Raw genomic sequence first — 19,676 nt, 5'->3', positions numbered from 1 at the left:
GGACGGGCCCGATGAGGGCCCTGCCGGTGGTATATCGGTCCGGCGCGACCATGCTATCCGGCGCCTACGACGGATGCGTCGATGGACCGCATCTCGCACACCTCGGCCCAGCGAAACACCGCTGCGGGGCGGGGATCCGATGGTCAGCCGCGCGTGGCCAGCTCCGTGAGCAGTTCCAGCCGCTGCGCGGCAGGCCGTTTCGGGCAGCTGGTGCACATCCGGCAGCCCGGCACCTCGTACACCAGGCAGCACGAGACGCGCCGCACGAAGGTACGCCCACCGACATCGGTGAACCGCGGCACCGGAAGTTGCCCCGCGACCTCACCGGCCAGCGTCGCCCCCGCCTCCGGCGCACCGGCGTCGAGGGCCCGGTTGCCGATGGCGTCGGCGACGATCGCCCACAGCGACGGCACCCCCGCCCCGGACACCTCGGCGACCACCGGGATGATGCGGCCCAGCGTCTCGCGCAACCTCGCCCCGGCACTGTCCGGCTCAGCGCCGGCACCGCCGCGCGCTGCGTCCGCCGACGGTTCGACAGCCACGAATCCACCTGTCGAGCGGGTGATCCCGGCTACGAATTCACCTGTCGCACAGGCGCTGTCGTCCACGGGCTCACCTGCCACACGGGCCCTGTTCGCGACATGGCCACCCGCCGTGCGGGCACCGTCCGCCGATCCTGGCGTACCCGCCGGACCGGGGAACACCCGCTCGATGCCCCCGTCCGGACGCACCTCGCAGACCAGTCGTTCCAGCGCCGGATCCGGCGCCGGCCGGTTTTCCGCATAGGCGGTGGCGATCGGGTCGACCAGCGAGGAGGCGGCCATGCACCACCACAACGTGCCGGACACCCGGGAGTTGCCGGTCCCCCACGAGATGCCCATATCGGCGATCCGCTCCCCCAGCCACTCCGGCCGGGTGAGCGCCACACCGGGCACCAGGGTCTCGGACACCGCCGCCATCTCCATCGGACTCCGCTCCATCGAAGTTGCGCCTGCCACCAGCCTGGCACGACCAGGTCCGCCCGAGCCAGGAGTTTTCCGCCACCGCGGGCGACACCACCCGCTGCGGCGGACGGCCGCCGACCAGCGTAGGTCGTCCTCAACCCCCGAGCCCGGTCGCCACGCCCGCGAACCTGTCCGATTCCGCACCACCGCTACCGACCCACATTTCCCGCGCACGGACGCGCTTCACACACACCGCGGCCCCGAGTGGGGCTCGCCCGGTGAGCCCCGAGTCCGCCCGACTCGGCGGGCGGACTCGGGGCGAACGACTACAGCATGGCGAATTCCGGTGCGGGATCAGGGATTTCGGCGATCCCCGTCGGCGTGATGTGCAGTACCCGGGCGGTGCCGATGTCGAAGAACAGCCCGGACACCTCCAGCTCCCGGGTCATCGCCGCCCGGCGCACGGTCGGGTGCCGGTACAGGGCCTCGACCTGCATCGCCACGTTCACCATGCTCAACTGGTCGGCTTCACCGAATCCGGCGGTCGCCGCGGCCGCGGCGACGGGATGCCCGGCCAGGAAGCGGGCCAGCACGGGCTCGGCGTGCGAGAGCCAGTCACCCAGGCCACCCGGCGGACGGATACCGCTGAGCAGGGCCTGCATCGCACCGCATCCGGAGTGCCCGCACACCACGATGTTGCGCACGGAGAGCTTTTCCACGGCGAAGCTCAGCGCGGCCTCGACCGAGGAATCGCGGCCGTCGGCCGGCACCAGATTGCCGACGTTGCGGACGGTGAACAGGTCACCGGGCCCGCTGGAGGTGATGACGTTCGGCACGATCCGGGAGTCCGCGCAGGTCAGGAAGAACGAGTCCGGGTCCTGTCCGTGGCGCAGATCGTCCAGGTGCGGCCGCACCAGGTGCGCGTGACCGCGGTGGTACTCCGCGACCCCCGCGGTGATCGTCTCGCCGTCGCGCGGTGCGCGCTCGCGGGCGCCGCGCGGGGCCAGCAGCCCGTCGAGCAGGCCGCGGGCCCGGTCGCGGCGCGGCGGGGCGGCCAGCGCGTGACTCATCCGGGCGGTGCCGAGCTCCACGAATTCCACTGTGCCGCCGGTGTTCTCGTGCTGCCGGGCCCAGTCGTGCAGGGCCTCCGTCGCGGCGTGGTCGAGGAAGTCGACGGTCAGTTGCACCTGGACGTCGGCGCCGGCGGGTATCGAGGCCAGTCGCGAGGTCAGCCGTGGCAGGGCCAGGAAGGTACAGGTGCCGTCGACGGTGACCAGCCAGCGCCCGGTCTCCTCGACCGGCACGGCGTGCACCTGGACCCGGACCACCCGCCACAGCAGCAGCGCGAACGCCAGCACCAGCCCGATCAGCACGCCTTCGAGCAGGTTGAGGAACACCACTCCGGCGATGGTCACCGCGTAGACCGCCAGGTCGCCGGTGCGGCGGGCGGTCCGGATGTGCGCGAGCTTCACCAGCTGAACGCCGATCACGATGAGCAGCCCGGCCAGCGCGGCCTTCGGAATCTGTTCGACCACGCCGACCAGCGCCACCGAGAACACCAGGATCCAGACCCCGTGCAGAATCGCCGACGCCCGGCTGCGCGCTCCCGCCTGCACGTTGGTCGCGCTGCGCACGATCACGCCGGTGACCGGCAGGCCGCCCAGCAGGCCAGAGGCGGTGTTCGCCACGCCCTGGCCGATCAGCTCGCGATCGAAGTCGGCGCGCGCCCGGTTGTGCATCTTGTCCACGGCCACCGCCGACAGCAGGCTCTCCACGCTGGCGATCAGCGCGACGGTCAGCACGGCCATGACCACGGCGCTCCAGTCGCCGGTGGGCAGCTGCGGCAATCCGATCGCGTCGAACAGCGAGCCGTCGATGACGATCCGCGCGGGATCCCCCGGCGCGATCACGGCGAGCAGGGTGGCGACCAGCACGGCCACCAGCGGCCCCGGGATCGCACGGACGGGCCCCGGCACGTATCGCCAGGCGAGCATGATGCCGATGACCACGAGGCCGATCACCACGTCGCCGCTGCGCAGATCGAGCAACTGGCCCGGCAACTCGGTGAGGTTCTCCCATGCCGTGCTGTGTGAGGCGCCGCCGAGCAGTACGTGTACCTGCTGCAGCGCGATGGTGACGCCGATGCCCGCGAGCATGGCGTGCACCACGACCGGCGCGATGGCCAGCGCCGCGCGGGCGATCCGGCTGAGTCCGAACAGGATCTGCAGGACGCCGGCCGCGACGGTGATGAAACAGGCTGTCTTCCAGCCGAATTCGTGGATCACCTCGGCGACGACGACGGTGAGCCCGGCGGCCGGTCCGGTGACCTGCAGCGGGGCGCCGCCGAGCACGCCCGCCAGGATGCCGCCGACCGCGGCGGCGATCAGCCCGGCGGTGATCGGCGCGTCGGAGGCGACGGCGATGCCGAGCGAAAGCGGCAGCGCGACAAGGAAAACCACGATGGAAGCCGGCAGATCGTAGCGGATCAGCTCGGCGAGACGGTCGTTCCGCACCGGTGGGCCCGCGGATGCGGGCGGAACGGTCGAGTCGGTGTCGGTGGACATATTTCTCCTTCACCGCGCCGGTCGATACCGGCAGCGGTCGGTCGAACATGTTCTCCAGGCATCGAGAGGCCGGCGGACTCCGGTGTCCGCGGGATCACCCGGACGTGCCCAGCAAGGCTAAATGTAAAGACTTAGCAAAGGCTGAGAAAAGAACATTCATTTCGGTCCGTTTCATCCCCGGTCAGACCCCCTATTCGGGCGCGGCGGCGCCCCGGGTCACCCACCCCGGGGCGCCGCCGGACGGTCCTACTGGACCGGCAGTGCCGTGACGGATCCGCTCGCGTCGTCGATGTGACCGATGCCGGACGGCGTGATCTCCATGACGCGGGCGCTGGAGATGTCGAAGAACAAGCCCGACAACACAACTCCGCGTTCGGTCATCGCGCGGCGGACCACCGGATGCGCCGCCAGCGTCTCCAGTTGTACCGCGACGTTCACCATGCCCAGCTGGTCGACCGGCCCGAATCCGGCCGTCGCGGCGGCGGCCGCCACCGGATGCCCGTGCCGGTACCGCTGCAGGGTGGGCCGGCCGTGCGCGAGCCAGTCGTCGAGCCCCGGTCCGGTGACCCGCTCATGGTAGAGCGCATCCATCGCACCGCATTTCGAGTGCCCGCACACCACCACCGAGCGCACCGCGAGCTTCTCCAGCGCGTAGACGATCGCCGCCTCGACCGAGGTGTCGCGCCCGTCGGCGGGCACCAGATTGCCGATGTTGCGCACAGTGAACAGATCGCCCGGACCGCTGTTGGTGATCACGTTCGGCACGATCCGGGAATCCGCGCAGGTGAGGAACAACGCGTCCGGATTCTGCCCATCCAGCAGCTCACCCAGATGCGGCCGGACCACGTGCGCGTGACTGCGATGGTAGGCCGCGATACCGGCCGTCACCGGATCCACCCGCGGGGTGCGCCGCCACGGTCCGAGCATCTCGTCGAGCAGGTGCCGGGCGTGGCCGCGGGCGGGCGGACCGCCGGCCAGATCCGCCAGCCGCACCGCGCCCATCTCCACCAATTCGACCGTGCCGCCGAGACTTCGGTGCTGCTGCACCCAGTCGTAGAGGGCGTCGGAGGCGGCGTGGTCGATGAAGTCGACGGTCATCTCGACGGTGACGACGGCGTTCCGCGGCACCCGCGCCAGCTCCGCCGCCATCCGGGGCAGCGCGAGGAAGGTGCAGGTGCCGTCGACGGCGACCAGCCAGCCGTTCTCGGTGCCGGGGACCGGCGTCGCCACGATGACCACCCGGACCACCCGCCACAGCAGCAGCGCGAACGCCAGGGCCAGCCCGAGCAGCATGCCGACCAGCAGATTGACGAAGACCACCACCAATACCGTGGCCGCGTACACGAACAGGTCCCCGGCCCGCCGGGCCAGCCGGATGTGCGCGAGTTTGATCAGGCTCATGCCGATGACGATGAGCACCCCGGCCAGCGCCGCCTCCGGAATCTGTTGCACCACATCGACGAGCGCGACCGCGAACACCAGGATCCACAACCCGGCGAACATGGTGGACGCCTTGGACCGGGCCCCGGCCTTCACGTTGGTGATGCTGCGCACGATGACCGCCGCCACCGGCAGCGCACCCACCACTCCCGCAACGACATTGGCGATGCCGTGCCCGATCAGTTCCCGGTCCATGTCGGTGCGCCGGCCCGGTTGCATCCGGTCGACGGCGACCGCCGAGAGCAGGGTCTCGACGCTGGCGATCAGGGCGACGGTCACCATGGCCAGCGCGATCCCGCCCCAGCCGCCGCCCGGCAGCGCCGGCAGCGTGATGTCGTGAAAGAGCGTGCCCGCCACGTAGATTCGCTCGATGCTGGTGGGTACCACCATGGCCAGCCCGGTGGCGGTCACGACCGCCACCAGCGGCGCCGGCACCATCCGCAGGACCGGCGGCAGATACCGCCAGCCGAGCAGGATCGCGATGACGACGCCGCCGACGAACGCGTCGCCGGGGTGCACGGACATCAGCTGACGCGGCAGATCGACGATGCTCGCCCACGACGAGCTGTGCGATTCGCCGCCGAGCAGAACGTGCATCTGCTGCAACGCGATCGTCACGCCGATGCCGGCGAGCATGCCGTGCACCACCACCGGCGCGATGGCCAGCGCCCCGCGCGCCAGCCGGCTCAGCCCGAACAGCACCTGCAGTACGCCGGCTCCGATGGTGATGAAACAGGTTGCCGCCCAGCCGTATTGGACGATGCTCTGCGCGACGACCACGGTGAGGCTGGCGGTCGGCCCGCTGACCTGTAGCGACGAGCCGCCCAGCAGGCCCGCGACCAGGCCGCCGACGACGGCCGCCAGCAATCCGGCCGCGACCGGGGCGCCGGTGGCCACGGCCACGCCGATGGACAGGGGTAGCGCGACCAGGAAGACCACGACAGAGGCGGGTAGATCGTGCCGAAACACGGACGAGAGGCCCGGAAAGAGCATCCGGCGGGCCGGATCGGTGTCGGTCGACATATTTCTCCTTCGCCGGACCTCTCGGTCCGGTTCATCGGTGGAACATGTACAGGCATCGAAGGCTTGTGGCCGACACGAGTGTAAAGAAGCCGCAAAGAATTTGGAAAGGATTTCCCAAGAGATCCCACATACTGGCACTAACTTGTGATGCAGGTCACATGGTCGATGATACACGGAGGCCGTCGTGCCGGACAGGGATCCTGCCCGGCACGACGGCCCGACGCGCCGGTCCCGGCGCTACAGCATGCGACGACTACACGGAATCGTCTGCGACACAGGTGAATTGCATGACATCGATGCTGCCCTGGCGGAAATAGCCGGCGCAGCCGGTCAAGTACTTCATGTAGGTGTCGTACGTCGCCTCACCGCACAGCTCGATCGCCTCGGCCCGCTTCTCGGACAACGCGGTGGACCAGCAGTCCAGCGTGCGCGCGTAGTGCTGCTGCAGCGCGTGCATCCGCTCCACGCGGAATCCGGCGCCCTCGGCGAAGTCCTTGACCCCCGGGAAGCCGGCCTTCTCCGGGAACGGCAGCTGCCCGCCCGGGAAGATCACGTCGCGAATGAACCGGAAGAACTGAATGTCCTCCTTGGTACACGGGATACCCATGTCGCGGACGTACCCGAACGGGTACAACACGATGGTGTGCAACAGCATTCGCCCCTTCGGGGGCAGCGCCGCCCGCGCGAACTTGAAGAAGGCGGCATGCCGCTCGTGCCGGAAGTGCTCGAAGGCGCCGATCGACACGATCCGGTCGACGCTGCCGTCGAACTCCTCCCAGCCCTGCAGCCGCACCTCGGCCCGATCCGTGTAGCCGTGGCGGTCCAGCAACTGGTTGACGTACTCGTACTGGTTGCGGCTCAGGGTCAGACCGGTGACCGACAGGTCCGGGTAGGTGTCCAGCGCGCGCACCATGGTCGAACCCCACCCGCAGCCCACGTCCAGCAGGGTCGACGCCGGCGCTAGATCCAGTTTGCCGAGCGCCAGATCGATCTTCGCGATCTGCGCCTGTTCCAGGGTGTAGTCGTCCTGCTCGAAATACGCGCAACTGTAGGTCCGGGTCGGATCCAGGAACAGCGCGAAGAAATCGTCGGACAGGTCGTAATGGGATTGCACATCGGCATAGAAGGGCGTTCGGGTCATGCAGGCTCCCGTCGGATACATGGACATTGGATCGACACTGAACTGCCACACCGCGACCGCGGACCGAGTCCGCACCGAGCGTCGAGCATTCAATCAGCACACCGCTGTCCGCAACCACCGACACGCCGCCGCCGTCACCCCCACCACAAAGCGCCGAGCAACCCCAGATGCGATGTCGACGCCGCCTCGTGCAACCACCGCATCCATTCGTCGATCGCGACCAGCACCTCGGGCTCCACCTCGGCGCGTTGCTCCGGGGTCGCCGCCCGCCACTGCCACCACGCCTGCCGGCAGTCCTCGTTGGCCCACGGGGTCCCGCACGTCAGGTCGTTGGCGTAGATCGCGTCCACCCCGAGACTCGCGAACCCCTCCCCGATCTGTTCCAGCCGGCCGTGCTCGACATCCACCAGCCACCGCCCGTCGAACATCCCCATGATCGTCTCGAACGCGCTGTTGTGCGCGTCGGCCCACCGATAGGTCCCGGGATCCTCGAGCAGCAACATCCGTACCGCGTCGAACTCGCCGACCTCTCCCGCCGCCCGCTCGGCCGCGTCCGCCACGAAATCGTCCCTGTGCCGCACCACGATCCGCTCGAGCAGTTCCTCGTCGCGGGATCCGATCGACCCGAAGACCCGGTCGATGTCGGTCAGGCACACGCGGACGAAACCATTCATGCGCGCATCGTAGACAGCCCCACCGTCAGCGTGCCCGGGACAGCCGCACGCGCGCTGCGGCGAGGCCGGCGGTCATCTCCGCGCTCCCCGGGAACCGGGCCAGGAACCGGCGGCCGGTGGCACGAGCGCGACCGGCGCCCGGCCGGTCGGCGCCGGTTCCGGGGGCAGGCCGGGAAATCGGTGTCGCAGCGCGGTCAACTGGCGGTGGATCTCGCGCATCTCCCCGTGCAGCGCGTTCAGTTCCTCCTGTAGCAGTTCGGCTTCGGCGAGAAGCGCGGCCTGGAACACTCGCGCCTGTTCCAGCTGTGCCCGTTCGGCCCGGACCAGGGCGGTCGCCTCCCCCTCCGCGGCGCCGGCGGCAGCCGGGTGGTGCGCCAGCGCCAGGGGCCGGGAGACGTGGCCCCGGCCGGCCACCGAGTCGTCACCGAATTCGTCCATGACGGCACCGATCCTTTGTCGTGGTGCGCTGAACTGCCGAATCACGTTGCGTCCCCTCACGATACGGCCGCATCGAGGACGGGCACGGCATTCGCCGCCGGCAGTCCGGCCAATCGCCGCGGGGCGAGCAGTTCCGTGACCCGGTCGCGGTCGAGCAGGCCCTCGTCCACCACGATGTCCGCGACCGAACGCCCGGTACGCAGCGACTGTTTCGCCACCCGCGCGCACGCCGCGTAGCCGAGATACGGGGCCAGCGCGGTGACCAGCCCGGCCGACCGGCGCACCTCCTCGGCCAGATGGTCACGGTTGGCGGTGATCCCGTCGACACAGCCGACGGCCAGCGTATCCGCCGCCGCGGTGAGATGACTCAGGGTCCGCAGCAGGCTGTGCGCGATGATCGGCTCGAAGGCGTTGAGCTGCAATTGACCTCCCTCGGCCGCCAGGGTCACCGTCAGATCGTTGCCGATCGCCTCGAACGCGACCTGGTTGACCAGCTCCGGCACCACCGGATTCACCTTCCCCGGCATGATCGACGAACCCGCCTGCGCGGCAGGCAGATTGATCTCGTGCAGGCCCGCGGTCGGCCCCGACGCCAGCAGCCGCAGATCGTTGCAGATCTTCGACAGCTCCACCGCGACCCGCTTGAGCATGCCCGAGATCTGCACGAAGTCACCGCAATTCGAGGTGGCCGCGATCGGATCGGCGGCCGGCACCACCGGCTCACCGGTGATCTCCCGCAGATACCGGCACGCCAGCGCCGGATAGTCGGGATGACCGTTGATTCCGGTGCCGATCGCGGTGCCGCCCAGATTGCACTCCAGCAACGACAACGCGCCCTCGGCCAGGCGGTCCCGGTTCGCGCGCACGGTGGTCGCGTACGCGGCGAACTCCTGGCCGAGCGTCATCGGCACGGCGTCCTGGAGTTGGGTACGGCCCATCTTGATCACGTCCGCGAACGCGTCGGCCCTACCGGCGAACGATCGCGTCAGGCCGTCCAGACTCGCGGTCAGCTCCCGGATGTGGGTCACCACGGCGAGCCGGACGGCGGTGGGATACACGTCGTTGGTCGACTGACCGAGGTTGACGTGCGTGATCGGATCGATCTCGGTGTACGCACCGCGCGGGTGGCCGAGGATCTCCAGCGCCCGGTTGGCGATCACCTCGTTGGCGTTCATGTTCGAGGACGTGCCGGCCCCGCCCTGGACCGGATCGATCGGGAACTGGTCGAGGAACCGGCCCACGCGCAGTTCGGCGCAGGCCGTCGTGATGGCGTCGGCGCGCCGGTCGTCCAACCGGCCCAGTACCCGATTCGCCTCGCACGCGGCCATTTTCACGGACGCCAGGGCGGTGATGAGGGCGGGATACTGCCCGATGGTGGTGCCGGTGATCCGGAAGTTCGCCACCGCGCGGGCGGTGTGCACACCGTAGTAGGCGTCCGCCGGCACGAGTAGCTCGCCTAGCGAATCGCGTTCGATTCGATGGTCGTCGGTCATGGGAAGACTCCGATTTCGTCGGGATGGAACGAGAGGGGCGTGGTCAATACCACGAACGCGGGCGGACCGTGTTGGCCCGGTCCACCAGCGCGAACCGGGCCAGCGTGTCGGGCGTCGCGCGCGCCACCGCGCGCAGCGCCGATTCCAGTCCGCGGCGTAGATCCGGCTCCGCGTAGGCGCAACCGAGGATGGTGTCCGTCGGCCGCTGTGGCCGGCCACCGGCCAGGACCCAGTGCAGCGCACCGTCCAGGACCACCGAGCACAGTTCCAGGACCCGGGCTTCCCGGGCCAGATCGGTGAGGCGGGCCGCCGCCTCTTCCAGCCGGTCCTGGGTCAGGTCCGCCGCCGGCCCCGCGGCCAGCAACAGGCTGATCGTCATCCGCGCCCGGTCGTACGCGCTCGACCGGACCGGCACCCGGCGCAGGGTGGCGATCGCGGCCTCGCGGTCGCCCGCGGCGAGCAGCCGCCGGGCCAGCCCGAACCCGGCGCTCACGATGGTGCGGTCGGACTGCCACACCGCCCGGTAGTGCTCGGTGGCGGTGTCATACCATCGGTCGCGATCGCCCGGATCGGCGGCGTCCCCGAGCAATTCGGCGGTCGCCGCGAGCGCCAGCAGCGGAGCGGTCTCCCCCGGCAGCATGGCGTTCACCACCTCGAACCGGCGCTGGGCCGCCTCGATCGCCTCCGAGGTCAGTGCGGTCAGACCGGCGAACCATTCGAACCGCCAGTCACCGCCCCGGTGACCGCGCGATTCGTCCAGTGCCGAGACGGCCGCCGGAACGGGCAGCGCGGCCGCGACCGCCGCCGCGGTGAGTTGTGGCCGCCCGTCGGCGGATTCGGCCGAGCGCAGGGTGCGCAGAATCAGATCGACGCCGAAATCGGATTGCCGCGGCTCGGCGAACACCGCCGAGAGCTGCGGCTGATCGCTGTCGGCCGACCGCACCACCATCATTCGCAACACCCCGGTCAGCTGCCCGATCAGAGCTCGGACGGAAGGGAAGCGCGCCGCGGGATCGGAATGTGTCGCGCGGCGCAGCAACTTCGTGAAGGCCGGATACTCCGAATCCACGATCCGGTCGCGGGGCGCACCCGGCGGCCGGGTCAGGGCCGCGAGCGTCCGGCCGATGGTGTAGATGTCGGTCGCCACGGTGGGGCCCGTGCGCGCGATCTCCGGCGCCTGGAATCCCGGTGTCCCGTAGAGGAATCCACCGGAGTTCACGGCCGCGACCGCGCCCAGGTCGATGAGTTTGACCTCGTCCGGGCTCACCATGATGTTGTCCGGCTTCAGATCGTTGTACGCCAATCCGAGCGAGTGCAGATAGTCCAGTGCGGGCAGGACTTTCAGCAGGTAGCTGATCGCCTCGGCCGGGGTCAGCGGCGCACCCCGCTGATCGAGCACCCCGGCGAGCGAGCGGCCGGCCACGTACTCCATCACGATGTAGCCGCGGCCGGCGCCGGAGGCGTCGTGGTGGGTGACGAAGTTGAAGATCTTGACGATGGCCGGATGCACCACCTCCGACAGGAACTGCCGCTCCGCCAGCGCCGCGATGTGCGCCTCGAGATCGCCCGGATTGCGCAACCCCTTCAGCACCACCGGGCGCCCGCCCACCCGGCGGTCCCGGGCGAGGTAGATCCAGCCGACCCCGCCGTAGGCCAGGCAACCCCGGACCTCGTACTGCCCCGCGACCAGATCACCGGCGGCGAGATCGGGGCCGAAACTGTATCGCGTATCGCAGTTTCGGCAGGCGCCCCGCAGCGCGGCGGCAGATCCACCACCGCGCCCGACCGGCTGCCCGCAGCTCCAGCAAAATCTCTTGTGTTCGGGCACTTCACATTTCGACAGCAGCCCGGCTTCCGGGTCCTCATCCCGCTCGATCGCCTCGCGTGCAGTGAATTCGTTCATGCTCGACACACCGTTCCGACTCGACGGCGGGGGCGCCGCGCGACCACACCGGGCGGTACGGTCGCGCGGCATTGGCCGATCCTGGATCGAAACTTGCCGTCGTGCAACAGGAGTCGGCCGGGCCCTCATCGCACCGGGTGCTCTCGGCCCGCAGCCAGCGCCGCGACCCGGCGGCGGGCCAGGAACCAGCCCCCCACCATCATCGGCAGCACCACCGCGACCATGGCGATCAGCGCACCTCGTTGCGTGCTGTCCTTGCCGAAGGCCATGATGCCGAGCACCACCACCAGGAAGGCGAGCGCCGCGATACTGGTGTACGGGGCGCCCATCAAGCGGAACGACGGCCGCTCGACCTTGCCCTGCTTCGCCAGGTACCACAACTTCAACTGGCAGAGCAGGATCGCGCCCCACGCGGCGATGGTGCCCAGCGCGGACATGTTCAGCACGATCTCGAACGCCTTGGCGGGTACCACCACGTTGAGCCCGACTCCGGCCAGCGCGACCGTGGCGGTCGCGAGGATACCGATATACGGCACACCGCCCTTCGACATCCGAGAGGCCAGCGCCGGCGCACTGCCGTTCACCGACATCGACCGCAGGATCCGCCCGGTCGAGTAGAGCCCCGCGTTCAGGCTGGAGAATGCCGCGGTGAGCACGATCAGGTTCATCACCGAACCCGCGCCGTGCACGCCCAGCCGCGTGAAGAAGGTGACGAACGGGCTGGTGCCGGACTTGAACGCGGTGTACGGCAACAACATCGACAGCAGCACCAGCGAACCCACGTAGAACAGCGCGATCCGCGCGATCACGGAGTTGATCGCCCGCGGCATGATCTTCTCCGGGTTCTCCGCCTCACCGGCGGCGGTGCCGACGAGTTCGACTGCGGCATAGGCGAAGACGACACCCGTCGTGGTGAGCACCAGGGGCAGCACGCCACGCGGGAACAGCCCGCCGTGCGTGGAGATCACGCTCGGACCGGTGACCTCGCCCGCGATCTTGAAGCGTCCCACCAGGAAAACGATGCCGATGACCAGGAACGCGACCAGCGCGATCACCTTGATCAGCGCGGCCCAGAACTCCATCTCACCGAACCACTTGACCGACACCATGTTGATCGCGACCACGATCACCAGCGCGATCAGCGCGATCGTCCACTGCGGGATCACCTTCGTCGCGCCCCAGTAGTGCACGTAGGTCGCGATCGCGGTGATGTCGACGATCCCGGTCATGCACCAGTGGAAGAAGTACATCCAGCCCACGCCGAAAGCCATCTTCTCCCCGTAGAATTCGCGGGAATAGGAGACGAACGAACCGGAGGACGGACGGTGCAGCACCAGTTCTCCCAGTGCGCGCAGTATGAAGAACACGAAGATCCCGCAGACCGCGTAGGTCAGGAAAAGTCCCGCGCCGGCGTCCTTCAGCCGTGCGCCCGCGCCGAGGAACAGGCCGGTGCCGATGGCGCCGCCGACGGCGATCATCTGCAACTGCCGCGGCCGCAACGCCTTGTGATACCCGGCGTCCTCGTCGAATGTCACCGCGGGAGCGTCCTGGCTCCGCGGAGGTTTCACAGTGGTCATGGGGTGGTCTTCCTTCGGTGAACGGTGGAACGTGCCATTGATTGATGTTATTTACCGTCATCTGATGGCAGATAGCAAGAGCTGCGGGAAGCTGTAACGTCGCCGAAACCTGGCCCCGGTTCGCGTTGCCCGGCTGTGGTTTGCTGGGGACATGAGTGTGGAAGACGAACTCACGATCGCCGAGTTGGCCGAACAGGCCGGGATGACGGTTCGCACGCTGCGCGACTACCACGAGCGCGGTCTTCTCCCACCCGCGAAGATGAAGGGCCGCACCGGTTTCTACAGCGCCGAGCACCTCGACCGGGTCCGCATCGTGACCCGGCTGCTCGACCGCGGCATCACCCTGAACGGAGTGCGGAGTCTCCTCGAGGCGTGGGACCGGGGCGAGGACCTCGCCGACATCCTCGGCGTATCCGTGGCTACCACACCGCCCCCACCGGGGACCGTGTCCGCCACCGCCACGATCCCCGCGGCCGAACTCGCCGAGCGGTTCCGCTCCGTCCCGGACGGCCTGGCCGCCGCCGTGGCCGCCGGACTCTACGAGCCGATCGACGAAATCAGTTACCGGCCAGGCGATCCGGCGCTCATCGAACTGTTCGACCAACTGGTGGCGGACGGTGTGCCGATCGATCGCGCGCTCGACGAGATCGAGATGCTGCGCACCGACTGCGACCACATCGCACGGCAGTTCACCGACCTGTTCGCCCGCACCGCGATCCGGGCGTACCGGCGATCCGGGCGAACGGAGCGCGACATCGACAAACTGGCCGGGGAACTGGCCGTCGCACGCACCCGGCCGAGTGCGGTGGCGACGGGCCTGATCGACCGCATGGTGGACCGCTACCTCCGGTCGGCGGTCAGCCGCGATCTACCGGGAGTACTGCCCGACTGACGCGTCAGGCGTCGCTGTTCCGGGTGCCCAGCAGGGCGGCGAGCTGGGCCCGGGTGCTGACCTCCAGCTTGGGGTAGATCCGGTACAGATGGGATCCGACCGTGCGATGCGACAGGTACAGCCGCAACCCGATCTCCTTGTTCGACAGTCCCTCGGCGGCGAGCCGGGCGATCTGCAACTCCTGAGCGGTCAGCGACGCCAGCCCGGCCGCCTGCCCGGCGGCGGACCGGGTGCGCACGCCGGCCGCGCGCAGCTCCATCCGGGTCGTCTCGGCCCAGTGCCGCGCGCCGATCAGGTCGAAGGTGAGCTGCGCCGCGTGCAGCGGCCGCCGGGCCTCGGCGACCCGGCGCTGCCGCCGCAGCCACTGCCCGAAGGCCAGTTCCAGCCGGGCCCGCAGCCACGGCCATCGGGTCAGATCGGCGCTGAGCGCGGCGAGGAAGGCGTCCTCGGCCTGATCCTCGGGAGCCAGCACCGCCCGGGCGTAGCTGAGCTGGCGGACCAGGATCGGCGAACGGACCGTGCGGGCCTCCTCCGCCAGGCCGTCGATCACCGCGCAAGCCTCGTCGGCCAGGCCCGCGTGCGCGGCGGCCTCGGCGAGGAAGCTGACCGCGTGGAATCGTTCGTGCACGTGGAAGGCGGCGTCGTCCGGGTCGAACATCCGGCGCAGCGCGTGATACGCGTTCTCGTGCCGACCGGCGCTCAGGTGGGCGAATCCGCGCGCGAGCTGCACGAGGGCCAGCAGGTTGCTCAGTCGCCGGCCCGCCGCGGACCGCTCCGCGTCGGCCGCGATCGACTCGGCCTGCTCGTGCTCGCCGCGCAACGCCAGCAGCATGGCGTAGAGCGCCTGCGAACTGGCGTCCCAGATCGCCTGCCCGGTGTCCGCCGCCAGCCGGCGCCCCTCCTCGCTGGCGGCCCAGGCGTGTTCCCAGTCCCCGATCTCCATGCTGTCGATCACACTCATCAACAACACCTGGGACAACAGGCCCAACCGGCCCTGCTGGCGCAGGACGGTCTCGGCGCGGCCCAGGAAGTCGACGGAGAGCACTGGGTCGGCGATCGCCGCCGCCGCCATCCCGTAGAGCCAGAGCCCGGCCGGGTCGGTGACACTCTCCAGCCGTACCAGGGACAGGCGGTCCGCCACCGTCCGATACTCACCCAATGGGTCGGCGAGGCTGAAGATCGCGGTGAGCTGGGCGTCGTCGGGCGCGCGATCGACCCGGCGGGCCACCTCGCACACCCGCATCCGGGCCTCCGTGGCGGTATCGGACCACCAGCAGCGCAGCCCGGCCGCCTGCAGCAGGTTCAGCGCGAGCGCCTGATCCTCCGCGTCGATCGCCTCCTGTGCCGCCGCGCAGAGCCGGAAGACGTGGTCGGCGTCACCGGGCACCCCGTCGTGGAAGATCTCCCGCAGCCACTGCATCCGCACCTGGTCGAGCCGGGACAGCGTGGTCCGGCCGGCGCGTTCGAGCAGCTGGTCGACCAGGTCGGCGCGTCCGAGGCCGAAGGCGTGCTCGGCGGCGAGCATCAGTCGCCGCCCACGGGTGGCCGAGTCGGTGCTGAGCTCTGCGGCGCGTTCCAGCGCCCAGATGACCTCGGCCGCCGAGCCGCGGCGCAACGGGATCGTGTGCGCCCGTTCCATCTCGTCGGCGACCTCGTCGTCCTGTCCGTCGATGGACTGCGCCCGATGCCAGGTCCGCCGGTACGGCTCGCCGGTGAGCACCTCGGCCAGCGCCGCGTGGGCGGCCCGCTTCCGGGTCAGCGGCATCTTCTCGATGATGGCCGCGCGGACCAGCGGATGCCGGAAGCGCAGGTGGAAGTCGTCGAATCGGACCAGCCCGGCCGCCACGGCCGGCTCCAGCACGGCGACGGGCACTTCCTGCCCGGCGAGGATGGTGGCGCCCGCGACGATCTCCCGCAGGTCCTCGGCGTCGTCCACCGCCGCGATCAGCAGGGCGTCCCGGCAGTGCGGCGGAAGATCGCCCAGGCGCGCGGCGAAGGCGCGCTCCAGCCGGGCCGTCAGCGGGAGGGTGTGCGGCGGTTGTTCCCCGTATTCCGCCGCCAGTCGGCTCGCCGAGCGCAGCGCCAGCGGCAGTTCGGTGAGGGCCAGCGGGTTCCCGGCCGCTTCCAGCAGAACGCGCTGCCGGTCGGCGGGTCCGAGGTCGGTGGCGTGCCGGTCCAGCAGTTCGTGGGCGTCCTGCTCGGTGAGCCGGTCGAGCGTGAGTTGCGGCAGTCCGGCGGCGGCGAACGCGATGTCGTGACCGGCCCGGACCACGCCGATCAGGACGCAGGGATCGCTGCCGAGCCGGCGCGCGACGAAGCCGAGCACGTCCTGGGTGGGCCCGTCGAGCCATTGCACGTCGTCGACGACGATGAGCAGCGGCTGCCGGCCGGACACCTCCGTCAGCACGTTCAGGGTCGCCAGCGCGATCATGAACAGTTCCGGCGGACCGCCGGCGGCCACGGCCGGGCGCATGCCGAACGCCGAGTGCAGTGCGTCCCGCTGCGGCACCGGCAGCGTGTCGGTCTCGGCCAGGATCGGCCGCAGGAGCTGGTGCAGGCCCGCGAACGGGAGGTGGGCCTCCGCCTCGATCCCGGCGACGGACAGGACGCCGAGGCCCGCGGCCTTCCCGTGCGCGGCGGCGGCGCGCAGCAGCGAGGTCTTCCCGATGCCGGGATCGCCGACGACGACGATCGCGCCGCCCTCGTTCTCGACATCGTCGATGAGGCCGGCGAGGACCTGTAGTTCGCTGTCCCGGCCGATCAGATCCGATAATTCCGACATCACTACGAGCCGCTGATTGCCGCTCCGAGTTCGGCTCGGGCTCGATCGGACCACGGCCTGGCGCCGATGCGATCGAACTCGGTGACGGCCGCTCGCAGCGCCGGCACCGCCTCCGCGCCGCGCCGCAGTCGCCGCAGCCGGCCCCCGAGAGCCAGATTCGCGCACGCTCGCGACCACGGCCAACCGGTGAAGTCCTGGTTGATCATGTCCGCGTAGAGCGGATCGGCGGTGACGTCGTCTGCAAGCACAGCGCGAGCATAACGGAGATTAACGACCAGTAGCGGGGCCGGAGCAACGGCCGCGACCTGCGACAACTCGGCAACAAGCTCGGTCGCGGCGGCCTCCTCGCCCGCCTCGACCGCCGCCGCAGCGAGGAACATCACAGCACCGAATCGCTCGCGCTGATGAAAACTCGGATCGTCGGACCGGAACGATCGTGCCAATTCCCGGTACGCCTGCGCGGATCGTCCGGCGGCCAGCAGCGCGGCCCCCTTCGCCAGCTGGGCGATGGACAACAGCTGGTTCAGCCGCTGCCGGCTCGCCGCCGCCTCCACCTCGGCCACGTAGCTGAGCGCTTGGTCGGTGTCGCCCCGGAACGCGCTGCTCAACGCGTCGCAGACCAGCGCCCCGGTCCGCCAGATCGGCTGGCCGGTCTCCTTCGCCAGCCGCTCCCCCTCCCCGGCGGCCGCCTGCGCGCCCTCCCAGTCGCCGGTGTGCAGCCGGTTGACCACACCGAGGGAGAGCGTCTGGGACAGCAGCGCCAGCCGGCCCTGAGCGCGCAGCAAGGTCTCCGCCCGGCCGAGAAACGCCAGGCTGCGGACGGGATCGCCGATCGCGGTGGCGGCGATGCCGAAGACCCGCAGGGCGTCGCCGTCGGCGATCGCGGCCGGATCGATCTCGGACAGCAGGTCCAGGACGGTCCCGCACTCGGCCACCGGTCCGGCGAGCGCGAGCGCGGCCACGTACCGGTGGTCGCGCGCGAGGCCCACCCCGCCGGCCAGGGCCTTCACCGTGGCGAGCACATCGCCCCGCGCGTCCGGCCCGGTATCGGCCCACCAGCACCGCAGTGCCGCTCCGAACAGCAGGTTCAGCGCCAGGTCGTGGTCGCCGGCCGCGCCGGACTGCCGCGCCACGTCGCACAGCTGGTGCACCCGGGCGGCGTCACCGGGCACCCCGTCGTGGAAGATCTCGCGCAGCCACTGCGACCGCGCCCAGTCGAGCTCGGACAGGTCGCACCGCTCCGCGGCCGTCACGAGCAGACTCACCTGGTCCTGCCTGCCGACGCTGAACGCGTGCTCGGCGGCCACCAGCAGCCGGTGCCCCCGGTGCGCCGAATCGCCGGTGAGCTGGGCGGACCGCTGGAGCAGACCGACCGCGGACAGCGCCGCGCCCCGCCCGACGGCCAGCGCCGCACCCGCCTCCAGCTCGTCGGCGATCTCGTCGTCCGGTCCGACGAGCGACTGTCCCCGGTGCCAGGCCCGCCGGTACGGGTCGGCGTCCAGGACCGCCGCGACGGCGGCGTTGGCGGCGTGCCTGCGCTCGATCGTCTCGGCCTGGAGTACCCCCGAGCGGACCAGCGGATGACGCAGCAGCAGCCGGCCCTGCTCGACCCGCACCAGCCCGACCGCCACGGCGGGCGCCAGCACCTCGGCCGAGACCGGGCTCCCCCGCAGCACCGCCAGAGCGGCCAGGATCTCGGTCAGATCGTCGACCGGATCGACGGCCGCGATCAGCAGCGCGTCCCGGGCCGCCGGGTCCAGTTCGGCCACCCGGCTCCCGAATGCCCGCTCCAGCCGGGCGGTGAGCGGCTGCCATTCCGGTGCCTCCGGATACGCGGCCCCCGCGAGCGTCTGCGGCAGTTCGAGCAGTGCCAGCGGATTCCCCTGCGCCTGCTCCCGGATGCGCCGCCGGTCCGACACCCCCGGCACGTCGGCCACGCTGCGCAGGATCTCCTCGGCGGCATCCCCGTCCAGGCTGGAAACCTGCAATTCGGGCAGCCCGGCGACGACGAACGGCCCCGGATATCCGGTCCGCACGGCACCGACGACGGCGATCCGCAACGGCGCACGCCGGTGTGCGATGAACGTGAGCACCTGCTGACTCTGCGCATCCAGCCACTGCACGTCGTCGACGAGGATGGCCACCGGCCGCTCGGTCGCCGCCGCGCCGAGCAGGTCCACCGCCGCCAAGGCGACGCCGTAGATATCCGGCCGCTCCCCCTCGGCCAGTCCGAACGCGGTGAGCAGCGCCTGCCGGCGCTGGTCCGGCACACCGGCCGCCGCCCGCAGCAGCGGCCGCAGGATCTGATGCAGCCCCGCGTACGGAAGTTGCGCCTCGGACTGCACCCCGCCGGCCGCCAGCACCCGGACCCCCAGGCCACGCGCGATCTCCCGAGTGGCCTGCAACAGGGCCGTCTTGCCGATCCCGGGATCCCCGAGCAGCACCAGGCACCGACCCGCACCCCGGTCGGCGACCCCGCGGATCGCCTCGGTCAAGGCCCGGATTTCACTCTCCCGGCCGAACAATTGGCTGGTCACCGGAACAAGGTAGCGTCCGGTGCCCGCCGGGCCAATGCGTCGAACGACTGCGATCGGACAGCGGCGTGCCGAGCGCAGAAATACGTCATTCCGGTGTCACCTGACCGATTCGCCTTGTGCTGCTGTGCGCGGCGACCGCGGCCGGCCTCTACCTCGGCCCCCTGCCCCAACTGATCGGCCGGCGTCCCGCCGGCTCGCGAGACGGATCGGGCACCAGTGCAGTAGAGGTCGGTATCGACTTGGGTCAAACGACCGAAGCGGGGACGTC

Annotated in this window: 12 protein-coding genes; 1 reads left to right on the top strand and 11 read right to left on the bottom strand. The window is 70.4% G+C overall.

The genetic code is table 11. The features are described 5' to 3' along the window. Window positions 1-143: 143 nt before the first annotated feature. The 9 genes from NRB56_RS22565 to NRB56_RS22525 all read right to left on the bottom strand — a co-directional run bounded on the left by NRB56_RS22565 (window position 144) and on the right by NRB56_RS22525 (window position 13,197). Window positions 144-980, bottom strand: coding sequence for a (2Fe-2S)-binding protein (locus NRB56_RS22565; protein ID WP_227838215.1), 837 nt, complete (start codon window positions 978-980; stop codon window positions 144-146). Between the two features lie 290 nt (window positions 981-1,270). After that, window positions 1,271-3,508: a SulP family inorganic anion transporter gene (locus NRB56_RS22560; RefSeq protein ID WP_153345411.1), complete on the bottom strand. Its 2,238-nt coding sequence runs from the start codon at window positions 3,506-3,508 to the stop codon at window positions 1,271-1,273. Between the two features lie 246 nt (window positions 3,509-3,754). Next, a complete protein-coding gene (locus NRB56_RS22555) occupies window positions 3,755-5,971 on the bottom strand; it encodes a SulP family inorganic anion transporter (protein WP_153345409.1) in 2,217 nt (738 codons plus the stop codon). Window positions 5,972-6,224: 253 nt separating this feature from the next. After that, entirely contained in the window at window positions 6,225-7,112 is an 888-nt protein-coding gene (locus tag NRB56_RS22550; protein ID WP_194290947.1) for a cyclopropane mycolic acid synthase family methyltransferase, read from the bottom strand. A gap of 134 nt (window positions 7,113-7,246) precedes the next feature. Then, window positions 7,247-7,786 (bottom strand): DUF7691 family protein, encoded by a 540-nt coding sequence (locus tag NRB56_RS22545; RefSeq protein WP_153345406.1) that lies wholly within the window; start codon window positions 7,784-7,786, stop codon window positions 7,247-7,249. A gap of 72 nt (window positions 7,787-7,858) precedes the next feature. Continuing rightward, entirely contained in the window at window positions 7,859-8,224 is a 366-nt protein-coding gene (locus tag NRB56_RS22540; RefSeq protein WP_153345404.1) for a hypothetical protein, read from the bottom strand. Between the two features lie 56 nt (window positions 8,225-8,280). After that, window positions 8,281-9,717, bottom strand: coding sequence for an aspartate ammonia-lyase (locus NRB56_RS22535; protein WP_153345402.1), 1,437 nt, complete (start codon window positions 9,715-9,717; stop codon window positions 8,281-8,283). A gap of 43 nt (window positions 9,718-9,760) precedes the next feature. Beyond that, the gene (locus NRB56_RS22530; RefSeq protein ID WP_194290946.1) at window positions 9,761-11,620 is read right to left on the bottom strand and encodes a serine/threonine-protein kinase; all 1,860 of its coding nucleotides are present in this window, start codon (window positions 11,618-11,620) and stop codon (window positions 9,761-9,763) included. A gap of 125 nt (window positions 11,621-11,745) precedes the next feature. Continuing rightward, window positions 11,746-13,197, bottom strand: coding sequence for an amino acid permease (locus NRB56_RS22525; protein WP_153345398.1), 1,452 nt, complete (start codon window positions 13,195-13,197; stop codon window positions 11,746-11,748). Between the two features lie 151 nt (window positions 13,198-13,348). Here NRB56_RS22525 and NRB56_RS22520 point away from each other — a divergent pair, with 151 nt between their 5' ends. Beyond that, entirely contained in the window at window positions 13,349-14,089 is a 741-nt protein-coding gene (locus tag NRB56_RS22520; RefSeq protein ID WP_153345396.1) for a MerR family transcriptional regulator, read from the top strand. Between the two features lie 4 nt (window positions 14,090-14,093). Here the strand turns inward: NRB56_RS22520 and NRB56_RS22515 are convergent, their stop codons facing one another. Continuing rightward, window positions 14,094-16,871 (bottom strand): AAA family ATPase, encoded by a 2,778-nt coding sequence (locus NRB56_RS22515; protein WP_153345394.1) that lies wholly within the window; start codon window positions 16,869-16,871, stop codon window positions 14,094-14,096. A gap of 2 nt (window positions 16,872-16,873) precedes the next feature. Beyond that, window positions 16,874-19,408, bottom strand: coding sequence for an ATP-binding protein (locus NRB56_RS22510; RefSeq protein WP_319943362.1), 2,535 nt, complete (start codon window positions 19,406-19,408; stop codon window positions 16,874-16,876). Window positions 19,409-19,676 lie beyond the last annotated feature (268 nt).

The sequence above is a fragment of the Nocardia aurantia genome (assembly GCF_009604425.1).
GTDB classification, from domain to species: domain Bacteria; phylum Actinomycetota; class Actinomycetes; order Mycobacteriales; family Mycobacteriaceae; genus Nocardia; species Nocardia aurantia.
This window is presented reverse-complemented; position numbering and strand designations above follow the sequence as displayed.